The sequence below is a fragment of the Knoellia sp. S7-12 genome (assembly GCF_040518285.1).
GTDB lineage: Bacteria > Actinomycetota > Actinomycetes > Actinomycetales > Dermatophilaceae > Knoellia.
The window spans coordinates 2,734,379-2,757,514 of sequence record NZ_CP155449.1; the positions used below are offsets into that span (position 1 = coordinate 2,734,379).

21 protein-coding genes and 2 riboswitches are annotated in these 23,136 nt (G+C 69.2%); of the genes, 12 read left to right on the top strand and 9 right to left on the bottom strand.

The annotated features are described in order from the left end of the window. Positions 1–14: 14 nt before the first annotated feature. Positions 15–86: riboswitch (cobalamin riboswitch) on the bottom strand. A 116-nt stretch (positions 87–202) separates the two neighbouring features. Genes V6K52_RS13130 through V6K52_RS13140 form a run of 3 tightly spaced genes read left to right on the top strand, consistent with a single transcriptional unit; the run spans position 203 to position 3,542 of the window. After that, on the top strand, positions 203–1,315 hold the full coding sequence (locus tag V6K52_RS13130) for a cobalamin biosynthesis protein CobG (protein ID WP_353950560.1): 1,113 nt from the start codon (positions 203–205) through the stop codon (positions 1,313–1,315). After that, positions 1,312–1,983, top strand: a complete 672-nt coding sequence (locus V6K52_RS13135; protein WP_353950561.1) for a precorrin-8X methylmutase — start codon at positions 1,312–1,314, stop codon at positions 1,981–1,983. Before V6K52_RS13130 ends, V6K52_RS13135 begins: the two co-directional genes overlap by 4 nt. Continuing rightward, on the top strand, positions 1,980–3,542 hold the full coding sequence (locus V6K52_RS13140; protein ID WP_353950562.1) for a precorrin-2 C(20)-methyltransferase: 1,563 nt from the start codon (positions 1,980–1,982) through the stop codon (positions 3,540–3,542). The genes V6K52_RS13135 and V6K52_RS13140 overlap by 4 nt, the downstream gene beginning before the upstream one ends. On the opposite strand, the gene V6K52_RS13145 is transcribed toward V6K52_RS13140, so the two are convergent. Next, positions 3,499–4,272: an SAM-dependent methyltransferase gene (locus V6K52_RS13145; RefSeq protein WP_353950563.1), complete on the bottom strand. Its 774-nt coding sequence runs from the start codon at positions 4,270–4,272 to the stop codon at positions 3,499–3,501. The genes V6K52_RS13140 and V6K52_RS13145 overlap by 44 nt on opposite strands. Then, positions 4,269–5,465 carry a precorrin-6y C5,15-methyltransferase (decarboxylating) subunit CbiE gene (gene cbiE / locus V6K52_RS13150; RefSeq protein WP_353950564.1) on the bottom strand — a complete coding sequence of 399 codons (1,197 nt, stop codon included), beginning with the start codon at positions 5,463–5,465 and terminating at the stop codon, positions 4,269–4,271. The genes V6K52_RS13145 and cbiE overlap by 4 nt, the downstream gene beginning before the upstream one ends. Positions 5,466–5,497: 32 nt before the next feature. Then, positions 5,498–5,620: riboswitch (cobalamin riboswitch) on the top strand. A 63-nt stretch (positions 5,621–5,683) separates the two neighbouring features. On the opposite strand from cbiE, the gene V6K52_RS13155 reads away from it, so the two are divergent. From V6K52_RS13155 to cbiB, 7 genes are all read left to right on the top strand, one after another. Then, positions 5,684–7,759: a VWA domain-containing protein gene (locus V6K52_RS13155; RefSeq protein WP_353950565.1), complete on the top strand. Its 2,076-nt coding sequence runs from the start codon at positions 5,684–5,686 to the stop codon at positions 7,757–7,759. Further along, a complete protein-coding gene (cobO, locus tag V6K52_RS13160; RefSeq protein ID WP_353950566.1) occupies positions 7,759–8,373 on the top strand; it encodes a cob(I)yrinic acid a,c-diamide adenosyltransferase in 615 nt (204 codons plus the stop codon). The genes V6K52_RS13155 and cobO overlap by 1 nt, the downstream gene beginning before the upstream one ends. Beyond that, the gene (locus V6K52_RS13165; protein WP_353950567.1) at positions 8,367–10,832 is read left to right on the top strand and encodes a cobyrinate a,c-diamide synthase; all 2,466 of its coding nucleotides are present in this window, start codon (positions 8,367–8,369) and stop codon (positions 10,830–10,832) included. The genes cobO and V6K52_RS13165 overlap by 7 nt, the downstream gene beginning before the upstream one ends. After that, the gene (gene cobA, locus V6K52_RS13170) at positions 10,829–11,836 is read left to right on the top strand and encodes a uroporphyrinogen-III C-methyltransferase (protein ID WP_353950568.1); all 1,008 of its coding nucleotides are present in this window, start codon (positions 10,829–10,831) and stop codon (positions 11,834–11,836) included. Before V6K52_RS13165 ends, cobA begins: the two co-directional genes overlap by 4 nt. A 33-nt stretch (positions 11,837–11,869) precedes the next feature. Next, the gene (locus V6K52_RS13175) at positions 11,870–12,619 is read left to right on the top strand and encodes an adenosylcobinamide-GDP ribazoletransferase (RefSeq protein WP_353953779.1); all 750 of its coding nucleotides are present in this window, start codon (positions 11,870–11,872) and stop codon (positions 12,617–12,619) included. A 1-nt stretch (position 12,620) separates the two neighbouring features. Continuing rightward, entirely contained in the window at positions 12,621–13,172 is a 552-nt protein-coding gene (locus V6K52_RS13180; protein ID WP_353950569.1) for a bifunctional adenosylcobinamide kinase/adenosylcobinamide-phosphate guanylyltransferase, read from the top strand. Between the two features lie 62 nt (positions 13,173–13,234). Next, positions 13,235–14,170: an adenosylcobinamide-phosphate synthase CbiB gene (gene cbiB, locus V6K52_RS13185; protein WP_353950570.1), complete on the top strand. Its 936-nt coding sequence runs from the start codon at positions 13,235–13,237 to the stop codon at positions 14,168–14,170. 28 nt (positions 14,171–14,198) lie between these two features. On the opposite strand, the gene V6K52_RS13190 is transcribed toward cbiB, so the two are convergent. From V6K52_RS13190 to V6K52_RS13220, 7 genes are all read right to left on the bottom strand, one after another. Then, positions 14,199–15,686 (bottom strand): DUF222 domain-containing protein, encoded by a 1,488-nt coding sequence (locus V6K52_RS13190; RefSeq protein WP_353950571.1) that lies wholly within the window; start codon positions 15,684–15,686, stop codon positions 14,199–14,201. 187 nt (positions 15,687–15,873) lie between these two features. Further along, entirely contained in the window at positions 15,874–16,623 is a 750-nt protein-coding gene (locus V6K52_RS13195) for a cobalt-precorrin-6A reductase (protein ID WP_353950572.1), read from the bottom strand. Continuing rightward, positions 16,620–17,297 (bottom strand): nucleoside/nucleotide kinase family protein, encoded by a 678-nt coding sequence (locus tag V6K52_RS13200; RefSeq protein ID WP_353950573.1) that lies wholly within the window; start codon positions 17,295–17,297, stop codon positions 16,620–16,622. The genes V6K52_RS13195 and V6K52_RS13200 overlap by 4 nt, the downstream gene beginning before the upstream one ends. Further along, positions 17,287–18,066: a TSUP family transporter gene (locus tag V6K52_RS13205; RefSeq protein ID WP_353950574.1), complete on the bottom strand. Its 780-nt coding sequence runs from the start codon at positions 18,064–18,066 to the stop codon at positions 17,287–17,289. The genes V6K52_RS13200 and V6K52_RS13205 overlap by 11 nt, the downstream gene beginning before the upstream one ends. Continuing rightward, a complete protein-coding gene (locus V6K52_RS13210) occupies positions 18,063–18,821 on the bottom strand; it encodes an HAD family hydrolase (protein WP_353950575.1) in 759 nt (252 codons plus the stop codon). Before V6K52_RS13210 ends, V6K52_RS13205 begins: the two co-directional genes overlap by 4 nt. Next, the gene (locus V6K52_RS13215; RefSeq protein WP_353953780.1) at positions 18,818–20,608 is read right to left on the bottom strand and encodes a proline--tRNA ligase; all 1,791 of its coding nucleotides are present in this window, start codon (positions 20,606–20,608) and stop codon (positions 18,818–18,820) included. Before V6K52_RS13215 ends, V6K52_RS13210 begins: the two co-directional genes overlap by 4 nt. Positions 20,609–20,678: 70 nt before the next feature. Then, on the bottom strand, positions 20,679–21,935 hold the full coding sequence (locus tag V6K52_RS13220; protein WP_353950576.1) for an MFS transporter: 1,257 nt from the start codon (positions 21,933–21,935) through the stop codon (positions 20,679–20,681). 23 nt (positions 21,936–21,958) lie between these two features. On the opposite strand from V6K52_RS13220, the gene V6K52_RS13225 reads away from it, so the two are divergent. Next, complete coding sequence (locus V6K52_RS13225) at positions 21,959–22,489, top strand: MGMT family protein (RefSeq protein WP_353950577.1); 531 nt, start codon at positions 21,959–21,961, stop codon at positions 22,487–22,489. After that, positions 22,477–23,133 carry a pyridoxamine 5'-phosphate oxidase family protein gene (locus V6K52_RS13230; protein ID WP_353950578.1) on the top strand — a complete coding sequence of 219 codons (657 nt, stop codon included), beginning with the start codon at positions 22,477–22,479 and terminating at the stop codon, positions 23,131–23,133. Before V6K52_RS13225 ends, V6K52_RS13230 begins: the two co-directional genes overlap by 13 nt. Positions 23,134–23,136 lie beyond the last annotated feature (3 nt).

Consider the following 23,136-nt stretch of genomic DNA (forward strand, 5'->3'; position numbering starts at 1 on the left):
CCAGCTGCGACGACGTTCCTGACTCGCCCACACCCTGAGGTGGGGGTTCACAGTGGCGGGACCGTCCCGGAGTTGCACCGGGTTCCGTCGACTCGCAGCCGTGAGGCAGCGTAACTGCCCGGAAGCCTCAGGTTGTTCACCCGGGTAGGTGAGACAGGAAAGGTGGATTGCTCAGTCGGTTGCGCCGCGTACTCTGACCGCCGTGTCCGATCGCTCACCCCTCGACCGCTGCCCGGGGCTGCTGCGCCCGTTCGTCGCGGACGACGGTGCGCTCGTGCGACTGCGTATGCCGGGTGGTCGCGTTGCGACCTCGGTGCTGCACGACGTGGTCGAGATCGCAGGCGCGCACGGCGCACCCGTGATGCAACTGACCTCGCGTGGCAACCTGCAGGTGAGGGCACTGCCGGATCCCCTGCCGCTCCAGCTCATCGAGGCGGTGGAGGCCACCGGGCTGCTGCCGTCGGCTTCACACGAGCGAGTGCGCAACATCCTCGCCGCCCCGTTGGCGTCCGACCTCGACGGGCTCGTCGCAGCGTTCGACCAGGCGTTGTGCGCCGAACCGCGACTTGCTCACCTGCCGGGGCGCTTCCTCTTCGCGTTCTCGGACGCCAGCGGCTCAGTGCTCTCGGAGCGGTGGGACGTGGCGTATCAACGGGAATCGCCGACCTCCGGCACCCTGCTCGTGGGGCAGTCGGGACGGGAGGTGCATCCCGATGACGCCGTGACGGCGATGATCGGCGTCGCGCTGCGTTTCGTCGAGACGGCACCGGACGGTGCCTGGAACGTGCGCGACCTGCCTGTCACCTCGCCCGTGTTCGACGGGCACACCCCCGACCTGTTGCCCGTGGTCGCTCCGCCCCTGCTGCCGGGCGTTGTTGGAGCCGACGTGGTGGCTGGGGTGCCGCTGGGAATGCTCACCGCGGAGCAGGTCGCCGCGCTGGCTTCGGTCGCTGACGAGGTCGTGCTCACGCCGTGGCGTTCGGTCGTCGTTCCGGGCGGCGCGGCCCACCTGGACATGTTGCTGCGGGCGGGGCTGGTGACTGAGCCGGATGGGCCGTGGGCCAGACTCTCTGCCTGTGTCGGCGCCCCGTCGTGCCGACGCACGGCGGTCCCCACCCTCGACCTCGCGCGATCCGCAGCCGAGTCGGTGGCATCCCGACGATTGACGGCCACACAGGACGTGCACGTTGTCGGGTGCGAACGGCGGTGTGGCACAGGAGTATCCGACAGGGTTCTCGTTGCACCGCTAACCGTCGACGATGTGGTCTCCGCTTTGACCAGCACAACCACCGCAGCCATTCGAGGAGAGCAGTGAGCGAGCCCGCAGCGCCCACCCGTCGCTACGACTACGTCACCGACGGCCAGGAGATCTATCGACGCTCGTTCGCGATGATCCGCGCCGAGAGCGACCTGTCGTCACTGTCGAGCGACCTCCACGCCGTGGCGACGCGGATCATCCACGCGTCGGGCGATGTCGAGATCACGAGCCAGATTGCCGCTCACGCCGATGTCGTCCGCGCCGCTCGCACCGCGCTCACGGCCGGCGCCCCGATCATCACCGACTCGCAGATGCTCGCCTCGGGCGTGACCCGTCGCCGCCTCCCCGCCGACAACGAGGTCATCTGCACACTGCGCGACGAGCAGGTGCCCGGGCTGGCTGCTGCCTGGGACACGACGCGGGCCGCCGCGGCGGTCTCTCTCTGGGGTGACCGACTCGAGGGTGCGGTCGTCGCGATCGGCAATGCCCCCACCGCGTTGTTCCACCTGCTCGAAGTGATCCTCGACGGCGGGCCGCGCCCCGCCGCCATCGTCGGCCTGCCGGTCGGCTTCGTGGGCTCGGCGGAGTCCAAGGTCGCCCTCGCCGAGCACGTGCTGCCCGACGGCAGCCAGGTGCCGTGGCTCGTCGCCCACGGCCGACGCGGCGGATCCGCCATGGCCGCGGCTGCCCTCAATGCCCTCTCCACCGAGGACGAGCTCGCATGAGCGGGACCACGTCAGGCGCCGCGAGTCCCGGCCACCTCTACGGCGTTGGTGTCGGTCCCGGCGACCCCGGCCTGATCACCCTGCGCGCTGCCGCCCTCATCGCCACCGCGGACGTCGTCGCCTATCACCGTGCTGCCCACCGGGAGTCGACCGCTCGCACGATCGCGGCCGATCACCTCCGCGACGGTGTCATCGAGGAAGCCCTCGTCTATCCCGTGACGACAGGGACCACCGACCACCCGGGCGGCTACTACGGCGCCCTCGCCGACTTCTATGACGAGTGCGCCGAGCGATTCCGGGCGCACTTGGCCGCTGGACGCAGCATCGTCTGCCTCGCCGAGGGGGACCCGCTCTTCTACGGGTCGTTCATGTATGTCCATGACCTTCTGCGCAACGAGTTCCCCACCGAGGTCGTCCCCGGGATCACTGCAATGGCCTCGGCCACGGCGGCCGTCGGCTCCGGCTTGTCGCGACATGAGGACACGGTCACCGTGCTGCCGGGCACTCTCCCAGTGCCCGAGCTGGCCCGCCGCCTCGCCGACACCGATGCGGCCGTGATCATGAAGCTTGGCCGCACCTTCGAGGGGGTGCGCGAAGCGCTCCACCAAGCCGGACTCCTCGACCGCGCCGTCTATGTCGAGCACGCCAGCCGGTCCGGTCAGCGGGTCATCCCGGTGCGCGACGTCGATCCGTCGACGGTGCCCTACATGTCGATCGTCATCGTGCCGGGTGAGGACCTGCGAGCCGACGCTGCCGGACGAGCCACAGCGGGCGGCATACGTGAATTTGCCGCTGCCACAGCAGAACCCGAAGTCGGAACGGTCCATGTCGTCGGCCTTGGACCCGGTCCGGACAAGTGGCTCAGCCCCGAGGCGAGCGAGCTCCTCGGGCGCGTGCAGCACGTGATCGGCTACGCGCCCTACGTCGCTCGAGTGCCCCAACGCCCTGGACTGACCCGTCACGCCAGTGGCAACACCGTGGAGGTCGATCGTGGGCGTCACGCTCTGGACCTCGCCCTCAAGGGCGACGACGTCGCCGTGGTCTCGGGTGGGGATGCCGGTGTCTTCGGGATGGCCGCAGCTGTCTTCGAAGCGAGTGAGGCTGCCCTGGCGGACGATGACCGCTATGCGCACGTGCCGGTCCACGTCGTCCCCGGCATCACCGCCGCCCATGCGGCGAGCGCTCTGGCAGGCGCACTCCTCGGCGCCGACCACGCCCTGATCTCGCTCTCGGACCGGCTCAAGCCGTGGGACGTCCTCCTCAACCGCCTCACCTCAGCGGTGCGGTCCGACCTTGCCGTCGCGCTCTACAACCCTCGCTCACGCACCCGCCCGCACCAGCTCGGCGAGGCCCTCGACGCGGTGCGTCAGGTGGCCCCACCCGAGCGCGTCGTCGTCGTCGCCCGCAATGTCGGTCGGGACGGTGAGGACCTCACGGTGACGACTCTCGGCGAGCTCGACCCAGAGTCGGTCGACATGAGCTGCCTCGTCGTCATCGGCGCCTCAAGCACCAAGGTCACACCGACGGGCCGGGTGTGGACCCCTCGCTGGGTCGATTGATCCGAGTTCCGTAGAGGTGGCTCTCGACGAAGTCCTCGGCCTCGAGTGCCCAGCCGACGATGATGACGGCCGCCTGGCGCAGCCCGGCCGCCTCCACCTGGTCGGCGATGTCCGCCAAGGTCCCGCGCAGGATGAGTTCGTCCGGCTGAGTGACCTGCGAGCCCACGACGACAGGGCAGTTCGTGCCGTAGTGCTCGGCCAGCTCTTCCGAAAGACGACGGGTATGCCGGATGGCCAGGTGCAGGACCAGGGTCGCCCTGGTCGCGGCGTAGGTCGCGAGCTGCTCGCCCGGCGGCAGTGACGTCGAGTCCTTCTGGGCCCGGGTCAGCACCACCGTCTGCGCAACTTCGGGGACGGTCAGTTCGCGTCCGATGGCGGCGGCAGTCGCGGCATACGCCGGCACTCCAGGCGTGATGTCCCACGGGACACCCGCACGGTCGAGACGACGGGTCTGCTCGGCTATCGCCGAATAGATCGAGGGATCGCCCGAGCACAACCGCGCCACGTCCTGGCCGGCTTCGTGTGCCGCCACCATGTGCGCAGTGATGGTGTCGAGGTCGAGCCGCTGGGTGTCGATGAGCTCGGCACCCGTGGGGCAGTGGCCAAGCACCTCGGCGTCGAGATAGGTCCCCGCATAGAGGCACACGAGGGACGCACTGAGCAGCCGCACGGCGCGCAGGGTGAGCAGGTCTGCGGCGCCCGGTCCGGCGCCGATGAAGTGAACGGTCATGAGATTCCCTTGGTGGCGGTCCACTGCACGATGGGGCGCGCCGGCTGCCACGAGAGATGGCGGCCGAGAGGCTCAGCGCGTTCGACGGTCACGCGGCGCAGCTCCCCGCCATGGCGCGAGTGGGCGGCGACGACGAGGGCTTCGGTGTCGAGGGTGACGCAGTGGACGACGAGTCGCCCGCCCGGAGCGAGCGCATCCCAAGCGGCCTCGATCACGACCTCGGTGGCCCCTCCCCCGATGAACACAGCGTCGGGAGTGGGCAGTTCGCGGATGACGTCAATGGAGTCGCCGGTGGTGACCGCGATGGGCACCCCGAAGGTTGCCGCGTTCTCGCCCACCCGCTCGGCCCGCGTGGCATCCCGCTCCACGGCGACCGCGGTCGTGCGCGGCGCCGCAAGGCACCACTCGACCGACACCGACCCGGACCCTGCGCCAAGATCCCACAGCCTCTGACCAGACATCGGCCGCAACGCTGCAATGGCCAGCGCCCGGATCTCGCGCTTGGTGATCTGCCCGTCGTGGGCGAAGACGTCATCGGGCAGGCCTGGGCTCGAACCCCAGAGTGCTGCGGTTGCAGGCACCTCCAGCGCCACGACGTTGAGAGCGGGAAGGCGCTCAGTCGTGAATTCCGCTGCGGTGCAGTTGAATCGACTCTCATCAGCGGTGCCGAGCTCGCCGAGCACTGTCATCGACGTCTCCCCCAGGCCGAGATCGACGAGCACTCGAGCCAAGTCGCCCGGAGTTGCCGCACCCGCCGACAGGGCCACCACCCGAGCGCCCGGCGCAAGGTGACGGCGGACGGCATACGCCGATCGTGAAACGAGAGACACGATGTCGGTGGACTCGCTCGGCCAACCCATCCGGGCCCGGGCCAGAGCGACCGATGACACCGCCGGGTGGACGCGCACCGCATCCGTCCCCAACACGCGAATGAGCGTCGACCCCACACCCGAGACCAGCGGGTCCCCGGTGGCGAGCACGACGACACCATCCGAGCCGAGATTGTCGAGGAATTCCTCGAGCGTGGGCAGCATCGGCGACGGCCACGGGTGGCGGCCTTGCCCGTCACGCGCAGGCACCAGTTCCAGCAGGCGAGGTGACCCGACAAGTGTGTGAGCAGCGGCAAGGCGTTGCTGTTGGGCGGGAGGTAGGGCCTCAAGCCCTTCGGCGGGCACCCCGACGACGTCGATCACGGCGCTCACTGTAGACATACGGTCGCCCGGCGGCGCCGTCGTGCCATGATGGCGCCGGTCCCCCGCGAGGAATACCGGTGCGAATCCGGAGCGGTCCCGCCACTGTGATCCCGACCCGTCGGGAGAGCCAGGACGTCGTCGGGGACTCTCGTGTCGGTATCCCGCCGCGAGCCGGCACTCAGGCGAGCGTGGTCACTCGCCTCAAGGAGATTCCTCGCGTGACGCACTACCCCTACACCGCGGTCGTCGGGGCCGACGATCTCTCCCTCGCCCTCATCCTCACGACCGTTTCCCCTGCCATCGGCGGCGTGCTCGTGCGCGGCGAGAAGGGCACCGCGAAGTCGACGATCGTGCGCGGGCTCGTCGACCTCCTCCCGCCGCACGACGTCGTCGAGGGCTGCCGCTTCGCCTGCGACCCGGAGCGCCCCGACCCCACCTGCCCCGATGGCCCGCACGACGCGGCGATCGCGACGACGTCTCGTCCGGCCCGCCTCGTGGAGCTGCCCGTCGGCGCCACCGAGGATCGCGTCATCGGATCGCTCGACCTGGGCAAGGCGCTCGGATCCGGTGAGGCGGCGTTCCAGCCGGGCCTGCTCGCCGACGCGCACCGCGGGATCCTCTATGTCGACGAAGTCAACCTTCTCCACGACCACCTCGTCGACCTGCTCCTCGACGCCGCCGCCATGGGCCGCAACACGGTCGAGCGCGACGGTGTCTCGGTCAGCCACGCTGCCCGCCTCGTCCTCGTCGGCACGATGAACCCCGAGGAGGGCGAACTCCGCCCGCAGCTGCTGGACCGCTTTGGTCTGACGGTGGAGGTCGCGGCGAGCCGCGACCCACTGTTGCGCGCCGAGGTCGTCCGTCGCCGCCTCGCCTTCGATTCCGATCCAGTCGCCTTTGCCGCTGGGTATGCCGCCGCGCAGCGCGACCTCGCGGACCGTGTCACCGCTGCGCGGATCGCCGTCGAGAACGTGGAGCTGAGCGACCGGTCGCTGGCGACGATCGCCCGCGTCTGCGCCGGCTTCGAGGTCGACGGGATGCGCGCCGACATCGTCACCGCCCGGGCCGCGATGGCCCATGCCGCCTGGCACGAGCGTCTGTCCGTGACCCGCGAGGACATCAGGGCTGCGGCAATCTTCGCGCTGCCGCACCGTCGCCGCCGCAACCCGTTCGATGCACCCGGGCTCGATGAGGACCTGCTCGACCGCCTGCTCGGTGACGAACCGGACGACCCCGGCCCGGACGATGACCAGCCGGAGGACCGCAAGGACTCGGACGGCACCCAGGACGACAGCCCCGCGGGCAACTCCGACTCCCCCGCCGGCTCAGACTCCGTGCCCAACCCGGGCGCTCCCCCGGAAGGCACGCCGGATCAGTCGCCGGAGGGCGCGGCCGACGAGCCCGAGCCCGAGCCCGCACCGGACAGCGACGCTCCGGCGGTCGTCGCCGCGGGGGTTGCCGCGGCAGGGACGCCGTTCCGGGCGCGGGCCTTCACTCTCACCGGGCTCGGAACGGGTGAGTCGGGTCGCCGCAGCCGGGCTGTGACGGCTACGGGACGCACCATCGGTTCGACCACCAGCGGACGCGGACGACTCCACCTTCCGGCGACCATCACCGAAGCCGCCCGTCACCGCGGAACGCGCGGGACGGCATACGGACGGCTTGTCCTGCTGCCCGGTGATCTCCGCACGGCGGTCACGCAGGGCCAGGAGTCCAATCTTGTTCTCCTCGCGGTCGATGCGTCCGGATCGATGGGTGCGCGTCGCCGGATGGAAGAGGTCAAGACGGCGGTGCTGTCGCTGCTGCTCGACGCCTACCAACGGCGGGACCGGGTGGGGCTCGTGACCTTCCGGGGGCAGGGCGCCGAGGTGGCACTGCACCCGACGTCGTCCGTCGACGCGGCTGCACGCTCCCTCACCACGCTCGCGCACGGGGGCCGAACGCCTCTCGCCGAAGGGCTGCTCAAGGCCTCCAAGGTGCTCGCGACCGAGAAGCTGCGCGACCCCAAGCGTCGCCCCCTGCTCGTCGTCGTCACGGACGGTCGAGCGACTGCTGGACCCGATGCTCTTGAGCGTTCGCGCACCGTCGCCGACGCGTGGGGACGGACCGGACACCAGTCGGTCGTCATCGACTGCGAGACCGGCCGATTCCGCCTCGGGCTCGCTGCCGATCTGGCCGCCCGTATGGGCGCCACCCATGTCCCGCTCGCCGAAGTGGCCGCCGGCGCCATCGTCGACACCGTGGCGACGGCGCGCGACGAGTGGCGTGCCGGTCGCGGCGGGAGGGCTGCCTGATGGCGCAGGGACAGGTCCCCGTCGAAGCTGCCGATGGGCTCACCACGCGGCAGCGCCGCAACCGCCCTCTGCTCCTGATCCACGGCGGCAAGGGCAAGGGCAAGTCGACGGCGGCGTTCGGGCTCGCGCTGCGCGGGTGGAGCCAGGGGTGGTCGATCGGTGTTTTCCAGTTCGTGAAGTCGGCGAAGTGGCGCATCGGTGAGCAGACGGCCCTCGAAGCACTGAACCGCATCCACGACGAGACCGGTGACGGCGGCCCCATCGAGTGGCACAAGATGGGCTCCGGCTGGTCCTGGTCGCGCAAGGCCGGGTCGGAGGAGGATCACGCTGCTGCCGCTCAAGAGGGGTGGGCCGAGATCCGTCGGCGCATCGAGGCCGAGACGCACGGGCTCTATGTCCTCGACGAGTTCACCTACGTCCTCAAGTGGGGTTGGGTCGACGTCGACGAGGTCGTGTCGGTGCTGAGCTCCCGGACCGGCTTCCAGCACGTCGTCATCACCGGGCGCGATCCGCACCCCAGCCTCATCGAGATCGCGGACGTCGTCACCGAGATGACCCAGATCAAGCACCCCTTCGAACAGGGCCAGAAGGGACAGAAGGGCATCGAGTGGTGAAGGTCCCGCGGCTCGTCATCGCCGCTGCTGCCTCGGGTCAGGGCAAGACGACGGTCGCCGTCGGTGTCATGGCAGCTCTGACGCGCGCCGGCCGGGTCGTTGCCGGCGCCAAGGTCGGGCCGGACTTCATCGATCCGGGCTATCACGCGTTGGCGACCGGCCGCCTCGGCCGCAACCTCGACCCCTGGTTGCAGGGCGAGGACCGCGTCCTCCCGTTGCTCGTCCACGGCGCTCAGAACCCCGCACCCTCCGACCTCACCGTCATCGAAGGTGTCATGGGGCTCTTCGACGGTCGGCTCGGCAGTGACGGGTGGGCCTCCACGGCACACCTCGCAACGCTGACCAGCAGCCCGGTCGTGGTCGTCATCGACATCTCGTCGGCTGCGCGCACGGTCGCGGCAGTCGTGCACGGCCTGAGGGGCTTTGATCCCCATGTCCACGTAGTCGGCGTGATTCTCAACAAGGCCGGGTCTTCGCGTCACGCCGACGAGGTCCGGCGCAGCGTCGAGCAGCTCGGCACACCGGTGCTGGGCGTGTTGCCGCGCGACGCGGGGGTGAGTGCGCCGTCCCGGCACCTCGGTCTCGTTCCCGCCGCCGAGCGCCCGGAGGCCGCAGCCGCGCTCGACCGGCTGGCTGAGCAGACCGCGGAATACGTCGATCTCGACGCTCTCGTCGAGATCGCCGCTGCCGCACCGGATCTCGACACTCCAGCGTGGTCCCCCGTCACGTCGGATGCACTCTCGACGAAGATCCCGCGGCGCGTGGCTGTTGCAGGTGGTCGGGCGTTCACATTCCGCTACGCCGAGACCGAGGAGCAGCTCCGGGCGCTCGGGTGCGAACCGGTGACCTTCGACCCGGCACTCGACACGACTCTCCCCGCGGGGGCAGAGGGCATCTATCTCGGTGGCGGCTTCCCCGAGGTCCACGCCGCCGCGCTCTCCACCAACGGGCGCCTGCTGGCCGATGTCCGCAACGCCGTTCTCTCCGGTGTGCCAACAGTCGCCGAGTGCGCGGGCCTGCTCTATCTCTCGCAGGCCGTCGACGGTCATGGTCTCGTCGGCGCCGTCCCCGCGACCGCCGCGATGCACCCGCGACTGACCCTTCGCTATGTCACCGCCATCGCTCCCGAGGACACCCTGCTCGGACCAGCCGGCACCCGCGTGCGCGGCCACGAGTTCCACCGCACGCAGACCACACCGAGCCGCGGCGACAACGCCGCGTGGCTGCTCGACGGTGCCCCGGAGGGTTGGTCGCTCGACCCCGCCGCGACGGGTGCACCGACGGTGCACGCGTCATATCTCCACACCCACTGGGCAGGTCACCCGGAGCTGGCGCTGAGCTTCGCCGAGGCTGTGCACGCCGGCCAATCCCGATCTGGTGCAGCCCTTTCCAGCATCGAGCCTGCGCCGCCGGCACTCGCCGAGCCCGAGGTCATGGACCCGCTCGAGCACCACGGAGACTCCGAGACCGACCCGGCGCTCGTCGACCTCGCTGTCAACGTCCGCCTCTCCACACCGCCCGCCTGGCTGGCACAGCGCCTGCGCGACACGATCGGCGACCTCGCGGCATACCCCGATGTTCGCGGCGCCCAAAGCGCGATCGCCCGCCGGCACGGAGTCGAACCGGACATGGTTCTGCCGACGAGTGGTGCCGCCGAGGCCTTCGTCCTCCTCGCCCAGATGACGCGAGCGAAGCGGCCGGTCATCGTGCACCCACAGTTCACCGAGCCGGAGGCCGCGCTGCGTCGGGCCGGGATCTCCCCCGAACGTGTCGTTCTCGACGCCAGCGACGGCTTCACTCTCACCCCGGACGCCGTGCCCGACGACGCCGACCTCGTCGTCATCGGCAACCCGACCAACCCCACCGGCGTGCTCCATTCGCGTGCCACCCTCGAGGAGTTGCGTCGGCCCGGGCGGTTGCTCGTGATCGATGAAGCGTTCATGGACACCGTTGCAGGAGAGCGTGACTCACTCATCTCCGCCGACATGGAGGGTGTGCTCATTCTCCGCTCGCTCACCAAGACCTGGGGCCTTGCAGGCCTACGAGCCGGGTATGCCGTCAGCTCGCCTTCGGTGATCGCCGACCTCTCGCGCCACCAGCCGCACTGGTCGGTGAGCACCCTCGCAGCCACCGTCATGGAGGCGACTGTCACTGCAGCAGCGCTCACTGAGGCCAAGGGCGCCGTCGCCGACACGACCCGCTGGCGGGAGCACCTGCTCGCCGGACTCCGCGCTCTCGGTCTGAGCCCTGTCGAGTCACGGACCTCGTTCGTCCTCGTCGAGGCCGGTGCCGGCGTGAGGGAGGAGATGCGAGCACGCGGTTATGCGTTGCGCCGGGGGGACACCTTCCCGGGGCTCGGGCCGCAATGGGTTCGCATCGCCGTGCGCGATCCCCAGACCATCGACGGCATGCTCCGTGAGCTCGCCACTGTCCTGACCTCGCAGGAGCGCACCGCATGAACCTGATGATGCCCACAGCAGCGTCACCCTTGGTCCTCATCACCGCTCCTGGCCCCCGCATCGCAGAGACCGTGCACGCGCTCACCGACCAGGGCGCTGTCGTCACCGTGGCTGCCACGGAGACGACCGACGCTGCCACCCGGGCCGCGCTCGACGACCTCGCTGGCCGTCGGCTGATCAGCATGGCGGCTGCACCGCGCATGGGTGACTTCGACATCGTCCTGCGCGACCCTCTGCCCAGCACCGCGACGGAGGCGTCACCGACACCAGCTTCGGGCGCGGGACGCGTGACGCTCGTGGGAGGCGGACCCGGGTCGGTCGACCTGCTCACCGTGGGCGGCCTGCGGGCAGTCCGCGAGGCCGACGTCATTGTCTGCGACCGGCTCGCCCCGCTGTCCGTGCTCTCGGAAGCGCGCTGCGACGTCGAGGTCATCCATGTCGGCAAGATCCCGCGCGGTGCCTTCACTCCGCAGGAGTCCATCAACGCCCTCCTCGTCGAACACGCCCTGGCCGGCAAACACGTCGTACGCCTCAAGGGCGGCGACAGCTTCGTCTTCGGTCGCGGAGGCGAGGAGTGGAACGCCTGCGTCGCACACGGCATACCCGTCGAAGTTGTCCCGGGAGTCTCGTCGGCCGTCGCAGTCCCGGCCCTCGCCGGGATCCCGCTCACCCACCGCGGCCTGACGCAGGGCTTCGTCGTCGTCTCGGGTCACGTCGGCCCCAAGGACGAGCGCAACGAGGCCGACTGGGGTGCGCTCGCCCGCAGTGGCCTCACGATCGTCGTCCTCATGGGAGTCGCAGCACTCGCCGAGATCTCCGAGACCCTCATCGAACACGGCATGGACCCGGCGACTCCGGCCGCCTGCATCGCCGACGGCGCCATGCCGAGCCAGCGGTCGGCGCGGGCGACGCTCGCGGACATCGCCGCAGTCGCTGACGCGCAGGACCTCACTCCCCCGGCAATCACCGTGATCGGGCCCGTCGTGTCCGCCCTCGAGGTCTGAGTTCCTTTGCAGGACATCGTTGCTGGACTCAGGTTGGCTGTCGGGACGCTCACCATCGTCCCGGTCGGTGTGATCGCTGCACCCACCCGGGGACACGCGCGCTGGGCCATGGTGCTGAGTCCCGTGGCCGCGTTGCCGGTCGCAGTTGCGGTCTCGGCGGTCGTGGCCCTTGGACACCTGGCCACTCTCCCAGCCCTGCTCACCGCCACCCTCGCGGTAGCTGTCATCGCCGCAGCAACACGCGCCATGCACCTCGATGGCCTCGCCGACACGGTCGATGGTTTCGGTGCTGGCTGGACCCGTGAGCGCGCCCTCGAGGTCATGCGCAAGGGCGACGTCGGGCCCATGGGTGTGGCCGCACTCGTCCTGGTGCTCGTCACCCAGATGGCTGCCCTCACCGCGATCGTCGACCGCCCCCAGGGGTGGCTGCTCGCCGGCGCCGCCGTGGTCGCTTCGCGCGCGTCCACCCTGCTCACCTGCCGACGGGGTATGCCGTCCGCTCGCCCGACCGGCCTTGGCGCCGTTGTCGCTGGCTCGGTTCCGAACGCGGCGGTCGCGGTCGGTGGGGTTCTCATGGCGGCTCTCATGGGACTGGTCGCCGGCTCTGCGGGACTCTCGCCGTGGGCTGGTGTCGTGGCCGTGGCCGTGGCGGCCTTTGCGGTCATGCTCCTGCTGCGCACCTGCCGCAGGGTCTTCGGTGGGGTGACGGGTGACGTCATGGGTGCCGCCATCGAGGTCGCACTGGTTGTACTGCTCCTCGTGCTCAGTTCTGGGAGGTGGTGACATGCGGACCCTTGTGACCGGTGGCGTGCGATCAGGCAAGTCCACGATCGCGGAGAACCTCGTGACAGAGGCTGCGGCGCTGCTCGCGGGCGATGCGCCGGTCACCTATGTCGCGACGGGACCATCGGCCGATGACCCCGACTGGGCCGATCGGATTGCGACGCACAGGGGCCGTCGACCCGACTCATGGAGGACGGTCGAGACGACAGACCTTGCCTCAGCTCTCGATTCCCTCACCGGTCCGGGCCTGATCGACTGCCTCGGCACCTGGCTCACCGCAGTGCTCGACGAACTCGACGTCTGGGAAGTGCCCCGTGACGACTGGCGGCCGGCTCTTCATGCACGCACGGCAGCCGTCGTTGCCGCGTGGTCTCGGTGCCCGCACGACATGGTCGCCGTGACGAACGAGGTCGGCTGGGGTGTGGTGTCCGAGCACCGATCGGGCCGCATCTTCGCCGACGAACTCGGCCTCCTCAACCAGGACATTGCCCGGAAGAGCGACAGCGTCCTGCTGGTCGTTGCCGGCCGTATCCTCCCGCTCCGAGAACCATGACGTTCCCAAGCACGACGCACACCGCAGTTCGTGCGCGACACGCGGGGGTTCGACTGGATCCGGTGACTCTCGGGCTGGTCCTCGGGTTCCTCGCCGATCAGACCTTCGGCGATCCGCGACGCGGCCACCCTGTTGCAGGATTCGGCCAACTCGCCTCCCTTGCCGAGAAGCAGCTTCATGCGCCGAGCCGGACCCGTGGCGCCGTCGCCGTGGTCGCGCTCGTGACGAGCACGGCCGGACTCGGCCTCCTGGAGCGTCGCCTCCCCACCCCCGCCCGGGCTGTCCTCGCCGCAGCCACCACGTGGGCCGTCCTCGGGGGCCGCTCGCTGGCCCGCGAGGGCGAAGCCATCTCCGCGCTCCTCGAGGGTGACGACGTCGCCGGGGCGCGCCTGCGCATCCGCAACCTGGTCGGGCGTGACCCCGGCAGCCTTGACGCCAACGGCATCGCCCGCGCCTGCGTCGAGAGCATCGCCGAGAACTCCGCCGACGCCGTCGTCGCTCCCCTCTTCTTGGGGGCTGTCGCCGGAGTGCCTGGACTCCTCGGCTACCGCGCCATCAACACGCTCGACGCGATGTGGGGTCACCGCAACGAGCGCTACCGCGAGTTCGGGTGGGCAGCAGCACGACTCGACGATGTCGCCAACTGGCTCCCGGCCAGGCTGACGGTTGCCCTCAACGCGGCGCTCGTAAGTGGCACCACCGCCGGGCTGGGTGGCGGGGTGCAGGTCGTCCGAGTCGTGCGCCGCGACGCCCCCGCACACCCGAGCCCCAACGCCGGGCCCGTCGAGGCCTCCTGGGCCGCAGCCCTGGGAGTGCGGCTGGGAGGGACGAACCACTACGACGGCGTTGACGAAGACCGTGGACACCTTGGCGACGGCCCACCGGTGACCGTCGCCGACATCCCCCGGGCCACCCAGCATCTGAGCCGCCTCTCGACCGCCGCGCTCGTGGCCCTCGTCAGCGCTCGGGTGCTCGTGCGGGGACGCCGAACGTCATAGTTCACGGCAAGCGCCCGACGCACGAGCCTCAGGCGACCCTCATCGCGTCGTCCTGCACGAACCAGTCGTCGGGTGGATCGTGGATCCAGCCGCGCCACGGATCTTCGGGCAGGGGCATCTCGTGGATCTCGGCGTCACTCCACCAGTCGTCCGGCTCGGGTTCGGGCGCGAGCCAGCCTTCGCCCAGGATTGGTGGTGCGGTGGCGTCGTGGATCCGACCGGTTGGGGTCTGGATGCGTATGCGATGGGTTCCGGTTCCGTCGAGTCCGGTGGATTCGACGTTCATGTGCCACCCGGGTTCTTCCTTGACCAAGTTGTGGCGTTTGCACAGCCCGCCGGCGTTGGCGCCAGTCGTGGCGCCGCCGTCGTGGACGGCATGGACGTGGTCTGCCTGGACTGCGGGGGCGTCACACCACGGGACGCGGCAGGTCGGGTCGCGCAGTTCGAGGAACCGGCGGAGTCCCCCGTGGAACAGGCGACGCTTGGAGTCGAGGGCGACCAGGTCACGACCTGTGGGGTCGGTGAACAGGCGCCGCAGCCAGAGGCCGCTCTGGGGGTCGCTGTCGTCGGTGTGATCGAGCAAGGCGGCGATGTGGGCACGGGCTTCGGCGCCGGGAATGGGACCCCAACCCGGGATGGTCGCGACGTCATCAGCCGGGGCTTTGCCCCCGAAGGCTGCGGGGAGCAGGACCGTGTCGGTCATGACAAGGCTGACCTCAACCTGTTGCGGCTGACCCTTCGCACGCCCGGAGAGCAACTCCAGGGCACGATCAGCCAGCCACGCACCCTTGCCTCGCGTGTCCGCACGAGCAGCGGCTGCCGCAGCTTCCCACTCATCGGCGGGCAGATCCGGGTCGATGACATTGCGTCGACCTTCCTCACCCAGCAGCGCGACGTGCGCTCCGATGATGTCCTTCATCGGCCCCAGGACCGACAGCCACGCCATCCCGTCCGCAGCTGGTCGCACAGACAGGTGCCGTGACGCGACCGCGCGACGGTTGCGTTCAGCCAACGACTCCGCATCCAACGCCGCACCTGCACGACGCGCAGCCCCAGCCAACGCCTTGTCCCCAAGATTGGCAATCGTCGGTGCCAGCCGGCGGTCGACCTCGGCCCGGTGCTCAACGCTCAGGCACGCCGTCTCACGCACCACGATCATCGCGCGCCGCTCACTGATGTCGCCCCGCTCCAACGCACCCATCGTCAACGGCATCTCACCCACAAGGGCCTTGGCCACCCCAACGTGCTGATCCGCCAACGCCGGCGAACACCGACGAGCCAACGCCAGGTCGGCGCGCACACTGCCCGAGTCCTCACCCAACGCCTCCCGATCCACCACCGCCGCAGCAGTCAACCGGGCCTGCGCAGCAGCCGCCGCACCCTTCAACGCCTCCAGCGCAGACACCACCGCAACCCGCTCCGACTGCGTCAAACCCTCCGGGTTCACGTCCCCGAGCGAGGACACGACGGAGCGGACCTGAACCTCAGGCCCTGCAAGTGTTGGCGTCCCCGTCATACCTCTCATCGTACACCTGTTCGGTAACACTCAAAAGGTTATCCACACGCGAATTCAGTTGCAGCACAACTGAACTGCTCAGGTCCCGCCGTCCGGCGAACATGGTCGCAAAGGCCGCCCCGCCCCACTGCTGGCCGCCACCTCAGAAGTCCATCAGAGACCTCTGACAGGCCACCGTTGGCAGGCGTCAGGACGTGGCTGGAAGGCCGAGCCAGTTGAGCACGCCTTCGACGGAGTCGACCTCCGCGACTCCCGCCGGCACGTACGGGCGGCGGACGACTACGACGGGCACTGCGAGCCCAGCTGCGGCCGTGAGCTTGGCCGCCGTATAAGCGCCACCGGAGTCCTTGGTGATCAGCACGTCGACACCGTGCTCACGCATGATCGCCCGCTCGCCGGCCACGTCGAACGGCCCACGATCAAGGATGACGATCCAGCGCGCGGGGGCCACTTCATCCAATGGCTCGACGACGCGCAGCACAACGTCCCGATCGGTCCAGCCTCCGTAGTGATCCAACGTCTGGCGGCCCGTCGTGATGAACGGGCGCGTCGTCCCCAACTCCTCTGCCCGCTCGCGCGCCTCGTCATAGGTGTCGACCCAGTGCCACGAACCCGCGTCGGGATGACGGCTCCACCCCGGTCGGGCCAGGCGCAGACACGGCACGCCAGCCACCGCGGCCGCAGCACCAGCGTTCGCCGTCATGCGCACGGCAAAGGGATGCGTCGCGTCCACGAGGTGGGTGAAACCGTCGTCGCGGATCGCCGCAACCAAGCCCTCCACCCCGCCGAAGCCGCCGACTGTCACCTCACCAACGGGCATGCGGGGTTTCGACACCCGACCTGCCAGCGACGACACGACGTCGACACGAGCACACGTGAGCGCAAGAGCCAGCTCGCGAGCCTCAGCAGTGCCGCCGAGTAGCAGCACCCGCTTCATCGCTCGACTTCACTCACAACCACACCATCGAGGAGCACGACGTCGGCCAGCTCGGCTCCCCCGTCGACCCGCAGCGCGTTGGCCTCGTCGGACCGCAACACCCACTCGGTTGCGTCCGTCACTTCACGACCGGTCTCGACGTGGCGCGTGACGAGTCGTTCCACCCGAACCTCGCCGTCGAGCGCGCACCACCACACCTCATCGAGCAGCTCCGGCACCGCGACCCAGTCACCCTCACCGAGCAGCAAGTAATTGCCCTCTGTCACAACCAGATTCGCCTCGGCCGGCACGACGAGGGTGTCTGCCACCGGGTCACCCACCACGTGGTCGAAGCTCGGCGCCGTGACGACCAGGCGTGGCAACGCGCGCACGGAAGCCAGCACACCGGCATACGCCACGGTATTGAACGTGTCCGGCGCACCCTTGCGATCTCGCCGACCGAGGGAATCGAGCTCCGAGTTGGTGAGGTGGAAGCCGTCCATCGGGACGTGCGCGATGCGCCCGGACAACGCAGGGTATGCCGCGGCAGCACTGAGCAGTCGCGTTACCAAAGTCGTCTTGCCGGATCCCGGAGGTCCCGCGATCCCGAGGACGGCTCGGCGGGGTGCCACACGGTCGACCACAGAGGCGAGACGCGCGAGCAGGTCCTCGACAGAACGTTGTTCACCAGACACCGAACACCTGCCCACCGATCCGGATTGTGAAGGCCGCGACAACAATGACAAAGACCACTCGAACGAACCCGCTGCCCTTGGCGACGGCGGTGCGGGCACCAACATAGCCGCCAAGGAGGTTGGCGACGGCCATGACCGCGCCCACCTTCCACATGACGTGGCCGCCCGGCGCGAAGACGGTGAGCGCGCCGAGGTTCGTGGCGAAGTTCGCGATCTTGGCCTTGGCACTCGCTTCGAGGAACGCATAGCCCATGAGGCCGACGAGAGCGAAGACCAGGAACGAACCCGTGCCCGGCCCGAGCGCACCGTCATAGACACCGATGACGAACCCCACGAGCATCGCGGTGACGGTGTGCCGCGTCCCGTCCCAGCGAAGGGCCGTCGATGTGCCGAGGGACGGTTTGAACAGCGTGTAGGCACCGACCGCGATAAGCATCACGAGGATGATCGGGTTGAAGGCCGACTTGGGGATGTGCAGGCCGATGAGCGCTCCGCCGATGGCCCCGAAGTAGGCGACGACGGCCATCGGGATGGCAGTGCGCAAATCCGGTTTGACCCGCCGCCAATAGGTCGTCGCACTTGCGGCAGTCCCGGCGATCGACCCGATCTTGTTCGTGGCGAGCACCTGCGCGGGCGTTGCCCCCGGGAACCCCAGGAGCAGGGCGGGGATCTGGATGAGACCGCCCCCGCCGACGACTGCGTCGATCCATCCGGCGACGAACCCCGCAAGGCCCATGAGGGCCAGGGTCGTCAGTTCCGGATCGTTCACCCGCGCCAGCCGTCGACGATGTCGAGGATGTCGAGCAGCTCGTGCGCCACGGCGTCGGGGGTGACGTCCACATCGACCTGCTGGTCGACCGGGATGTCGGAGTGCGGCACCCAGATGGCCCGCATCCCGACCTGCTGAGGGCCCCAGACATCCTCGAACGGACGGTCGCCGACATAGGCCGCGCACTCGGGCTCCACGCCCACTGCTGCGCACGCGGCACGGAACGCGTCGGCGTGCGGCTTCACGACATGGATCTCCGACGAGTAGACGTCACCGTCGAGGAGGTCGAGGACGCCGTCGCGCTCGAAGACCTCACGGTGGTAGTCACGCGACCAAATGGTGTTGGAGAGCACTCCCACGCGAAGGCCCCGCTCCCGCAGGCCTTCCCACAGCGGCCGCACGTTGTCGTCGGTGTGCGTGTGCGGCTCCCAGAACCCCCTGTATGCCGCGAGGGCAAGGTGGTGCCGGTCGTGCGTCGCGTCGATACCTGAGCCCTTGAGGATGGCCTCGAGCGACGCACTGCTGTGGTCGGTGCGTCCCCGCGCCCACGCCCGAGCCTCGGCCTCGTGCAGGCGAATTGCGAGCGAGTCGGCCTCCGCAAGGTCCTCGGGCGGCATCTCACTGTCGTCCATCGGCACGCCGTGGACCTCTCGTGCATAGATCCGCCACTGCTGCGGCAGGTCGACGGTGTGCCAGGGCGTGAGCGTGCCGCCCCAATCGAAGATGACGGCTTCCAGGGGACGGGTACCACTCACGCCTGAACCCCGCGCACCTCGGCCAGCACCTCGTCGATGACGGAGTCGACAGCGACCTCGCGCCGCTCACCGGAGCGGCGGTCCTTGATCTCGATGACACCGTTCTCGAGGGACTTGCCGACGACGACGATCGTGGGGATGCCGATGAGCTCGGAGTCCTTGAACTTCACGCCGGGGCTGACCTTCTCGCGGTCGTCATAGAGGACCGAAACTCCCTGTGCCTCAAGGGAAGCAGTGATCTCGTCGGCCTTGGCGAAGACCTCACCGTCGCGGTCACGGTTCTTGCCCGTGGCGACGACGTGGACGTCAGCAGGTGTGACGGCGCGCGGCCAGCACAGGCCGATGTCGTCGAGGGTGTCCTCGGCGATCGCCGCGACGGCGCGCGAGACACCAACGCCGTAGGAGCCCATCGTCACGGTGACGAGCTTGCCGTTCTCGTCGAGCACCTTGAGGTTGAGCGCCTCGGAGAACTTGCGGCCGAGCTGGAAGATGTGGCCCATCTCGATGCCGCGGGCGGTGTGCAGGACACCGTTGCCGTCAGGGCTCGGGTCGCCGTCACGCACCTCGGCCGCCTGGATGGTGCCATCGGCGGTGAAGTCGCGACCGTGCACCAGATCGAGAACATGCTTTCCAGCCTCGTCGGCGCCGGTCACCCAGGCAGACCCCTCAGCGATCGACGGGTCGAGGACATAGCGGATCTTCGAAGCCTTCTCAGCACCCAACACACCCGGGCCGATGTAGCCCTTGGCCAACTCGGGGTGAGCGGCAAAGTCCTTCTCCTCAAAGGCTTCCACCTCGGCGGGCGACACCTGGGCCTCGAGCCGCTTGGCATCGACCTCGCGGTCACCGGGGACGCCGATGGCGAGCGGCTCACGGGTGCCGTCCGGGTGCACGAGCATGACGATGACGTTCTTGAGGGTGTCCGCCGCCGTCCACGAGCGACCGTCGGACCGCGCGTGGTTGGCGTTGAGCGAGGCCACGAGCGTCTCGATCGTCGGGGTGTCGGGGGTGTCCTCGACGTGCGCGGCCGGCGTCGAAGCCACAACGTCGGGCGCCACTGCGTCTGCATTGGGCACGACGACGGCCTCGACGTTCGCGGCATACGTGCCGGCGTCGTTGCGGACGAACGTGTCCTCACCGATCGCGCTCACGGCGAGGAACTCCTCGCTCGCCGAGCCGCCCATGGCACCGGACATCGCGGCGACGATGACGTACTCGAACCCGAGCCGGTCAAAGATCTTGATGTATGCCGCGCGGTGCGCCTGGTAGGACGCCTCCAGTCCCTCGTCACTCACATCAAAGGAATACGAGTCCTTCATGATGAACTCGCGGCCGCGCAGGAGCCCCGCACGAGGGCGCGCCTCGTCGCGGTACTTGTTGGCGATCTGGAAGAGCGAGACCGGCAGGTCCTTGTAGGAGCCGTACATGTCCTTGACCGCGAGGGTGAACATCTCCTCATGCGTCGGCCCGAGCAGGTAGTCGACGCCCTTGCGGTCCTTGAGCCGGAAGATGTTGTCGCCGTACTCCGTCCAGCGGTTCGTCGCCTCGTAGGGCTCGCGCGGCAGCAACGACGGGAACGTCAGCTCCTGCGCACCGATCGCCTCCATCTCCTCGCGCACGATCGCCTCGACCTTGCGCAGCACCCGCAGCCCGAGTGGCAGCCACGTGTAGATACCGGGCGCCGCGCGGCGGACATAGCCGGCGCGGACAAGCAGGCGGTGGCCCGGCAGCTCGGCGTCGGCCGGGTCCTCGCGCAGGGTTCGCAGGAACAGCGACGACATGCGCATGGCCACGGTGAGTCTCCGTACGTTCAGGGGGTGGGATCTCGCCAAGGATAACGACGCTTGCGTATGCCGGTCACTCGGATTCCGCGTACCTCGCCGTGGGTGCCGCGCGGCGCAGAGCGGGAACCCACGCGAGGGCGCTGGCAATGGTGAGGGTGACGCCTGCACCGGTGATGGCCGCAGGCACTCCCCAGCGAGTCGCCACCTGCCCGGCGATGAGGACACCCAAGGTGGCGCCACCACCCCAGGAGACCACGCGACTCATGGTCCCGACGCGCGAGAGCAGGTGCTCGGGGATGATCTGCATCCGATAGGTGACGATCGCCGAGAACTGCAGGATGTGCACGGTCGAGGCCATGACATAGACCGCGAGCGCCGGCCAGTAGGACTCGATGCGGCTGAGAACGAGGACCAGGAGCGCGGCGACGGGCAGCAGCACCTGGGTCATCCGGATCGCCCCGAACCGTCGGCTCACCCTCGGCATGATCAACGAGGCCACGAAGGCGCCGGCAGAGAAACCGCCGAAGATCAGGCCGAATCGCCACCCGCTCGTCCCCACTCGAAGGACCCGGTCGGCCCACGGAACGATGAGCCCGAGAATGGCCGCACTGGACCCGGCACCGAAGACTGCCACGAGCATGAGCGGCCACAGCGTCTGGTGGCGCCGCAGATAGGTCATGCCTTCGACAAGGTCGGTGCGCAGACCCGCCTTGGTCGTGGGTGCGCCGTCACGTGGGTGGGACAACGCAGAGCGGATTCCCCGCACGAGCAACGCACTGCCGAGGAAGCTCAGGACATCGACGATGAGGAGCGTCGCCGGCGACCAGATCGCGAGCGCTAGCCCGACGAGGGCAGGCACGAGCACGTCGAGGAGCGCCTGACTCCCCCAGACACGAGCGTTCGCCTCGGGCAGGCGCGCTCGGCCGACGAGGAGAGGCATGGCCCCGACGCTCGATCCGTCGAAGACCACGGCCGCCGACGCAGATGCGAACGCAGCGGCATACAGATGAGGGAGGGTGAGCCGATCCCCAAGGTGTGCGAAGACCAGTGACGCGATGGCTGCGGCGCTGACGAGATCGGCGGCGACCATGATGCGACGGCGGTCGAAGCGGTCACCGATCACCCCACCCCCGAGGCCGAAGACCACCATCGAGACCGTGCTCACGGCAAACATGGCGGAGGTCTGCGCCGCGGATCCAGTGAGGTGATAGACGAGCACCGGCAGCGCCACTGACGTGACCGACGAGCCGACGATCGTCACGACACGCGAGGCCCAGAAGCGGAGGAAGTCGGGATGCCTCCACAGTGTTGGCGCCGCGGTCTGGGTCACTTCTCCACCCTAGGCTGAGCGTCATGGCGAGCGAGCTGACGATCGAGCGGGTGCTGACCCTCGTCGAGTTGGTGCCGCGGGGGCGGGTCGTGAGCTACGGCGACCTCGGCAAGATCGTGGGGATCGGGCCGCGACAGGTGGGCTCGTTCATGCGTCATCACAGTGATGGGTTGACGTGGTGGCGGATCACGAACGCTTCTGGCGACTTGCCTGCGCCGCTGCTCGCGCAGGCACGCCCGCATTGGACCGATGAGGGAATCCTCGTCAAGCGCAACGGTTTGGGGTGTCGGATCGCGGACTACCGCGCGGACCTCGAGGCGTTGGAGGCGGCATACCGGAAGCGCATCGCCGCTACCCTCGCAACGATGGGCACCGCAATCCCCCACACGAGCAATCCGGCATCCCGGGCGCTTGCCGCCGCGGCGATCACGACGCTCGAAGAGCTGAGTGAGTGGCGCCGGGCCGACGTGGCCGAACTGCATGGCATGGGACCCAAGGCGCTCCTGGTGCTCGACGAAGCCCTGACCGACACCGACCTGGAATGGAAACTGTGACCGAGCTCGACACCGCCCGCCCCACCACGCGGCAGCACCGCATCTCGACCGACGAGGAGCTCAGCGCGCTGCTCGGCGAACCCACCGCTGCCGCACGCGACAAGGTGCGGACCTCGCTCCTGGAGATCGACCGCCAGTGGCTGGCGGCGTCCCCGTTCTGCGTCGTGGCGACCTCAGCCCCCGACGGCTCGTGCGACGCCTCACCCAAGGGTGACCCCGCCGGGTTCGTCCACGTCATCGACGACCGCACCATTGCCATCCCCGAGCGCACGGGCAACCGTCGGGCTGATGGCTACCGCAACGTGCTCGTCAATCCGCACGTCGGGTTGATGTTCGTCATCCCCGGTCGCGGCGACACGCTGAGGATCAACGGGCGCGCGCATCTGGTGTCGGATGCGCCGTGGTTCGACGAGATGGTCGTCAAGGGGCACCGGCCGGTCCTCGCGCTCGTGGTCGAGATCGACGAGATCTTCGGGCACTGCGCCAAGGCGTTCATGCGCAGTCAGCTGTGGCACCTGCAGACGTGGCAGCCGGGGGCCGTCCCGTCACGGGCCAACATCGCGCACGTCACAGAGCGACCGCTCGACAGCGTCGTGGAGCTGGAAAAGTACTACGGCAAGACCTACTCGTCAAGCCTTTACTGAGGC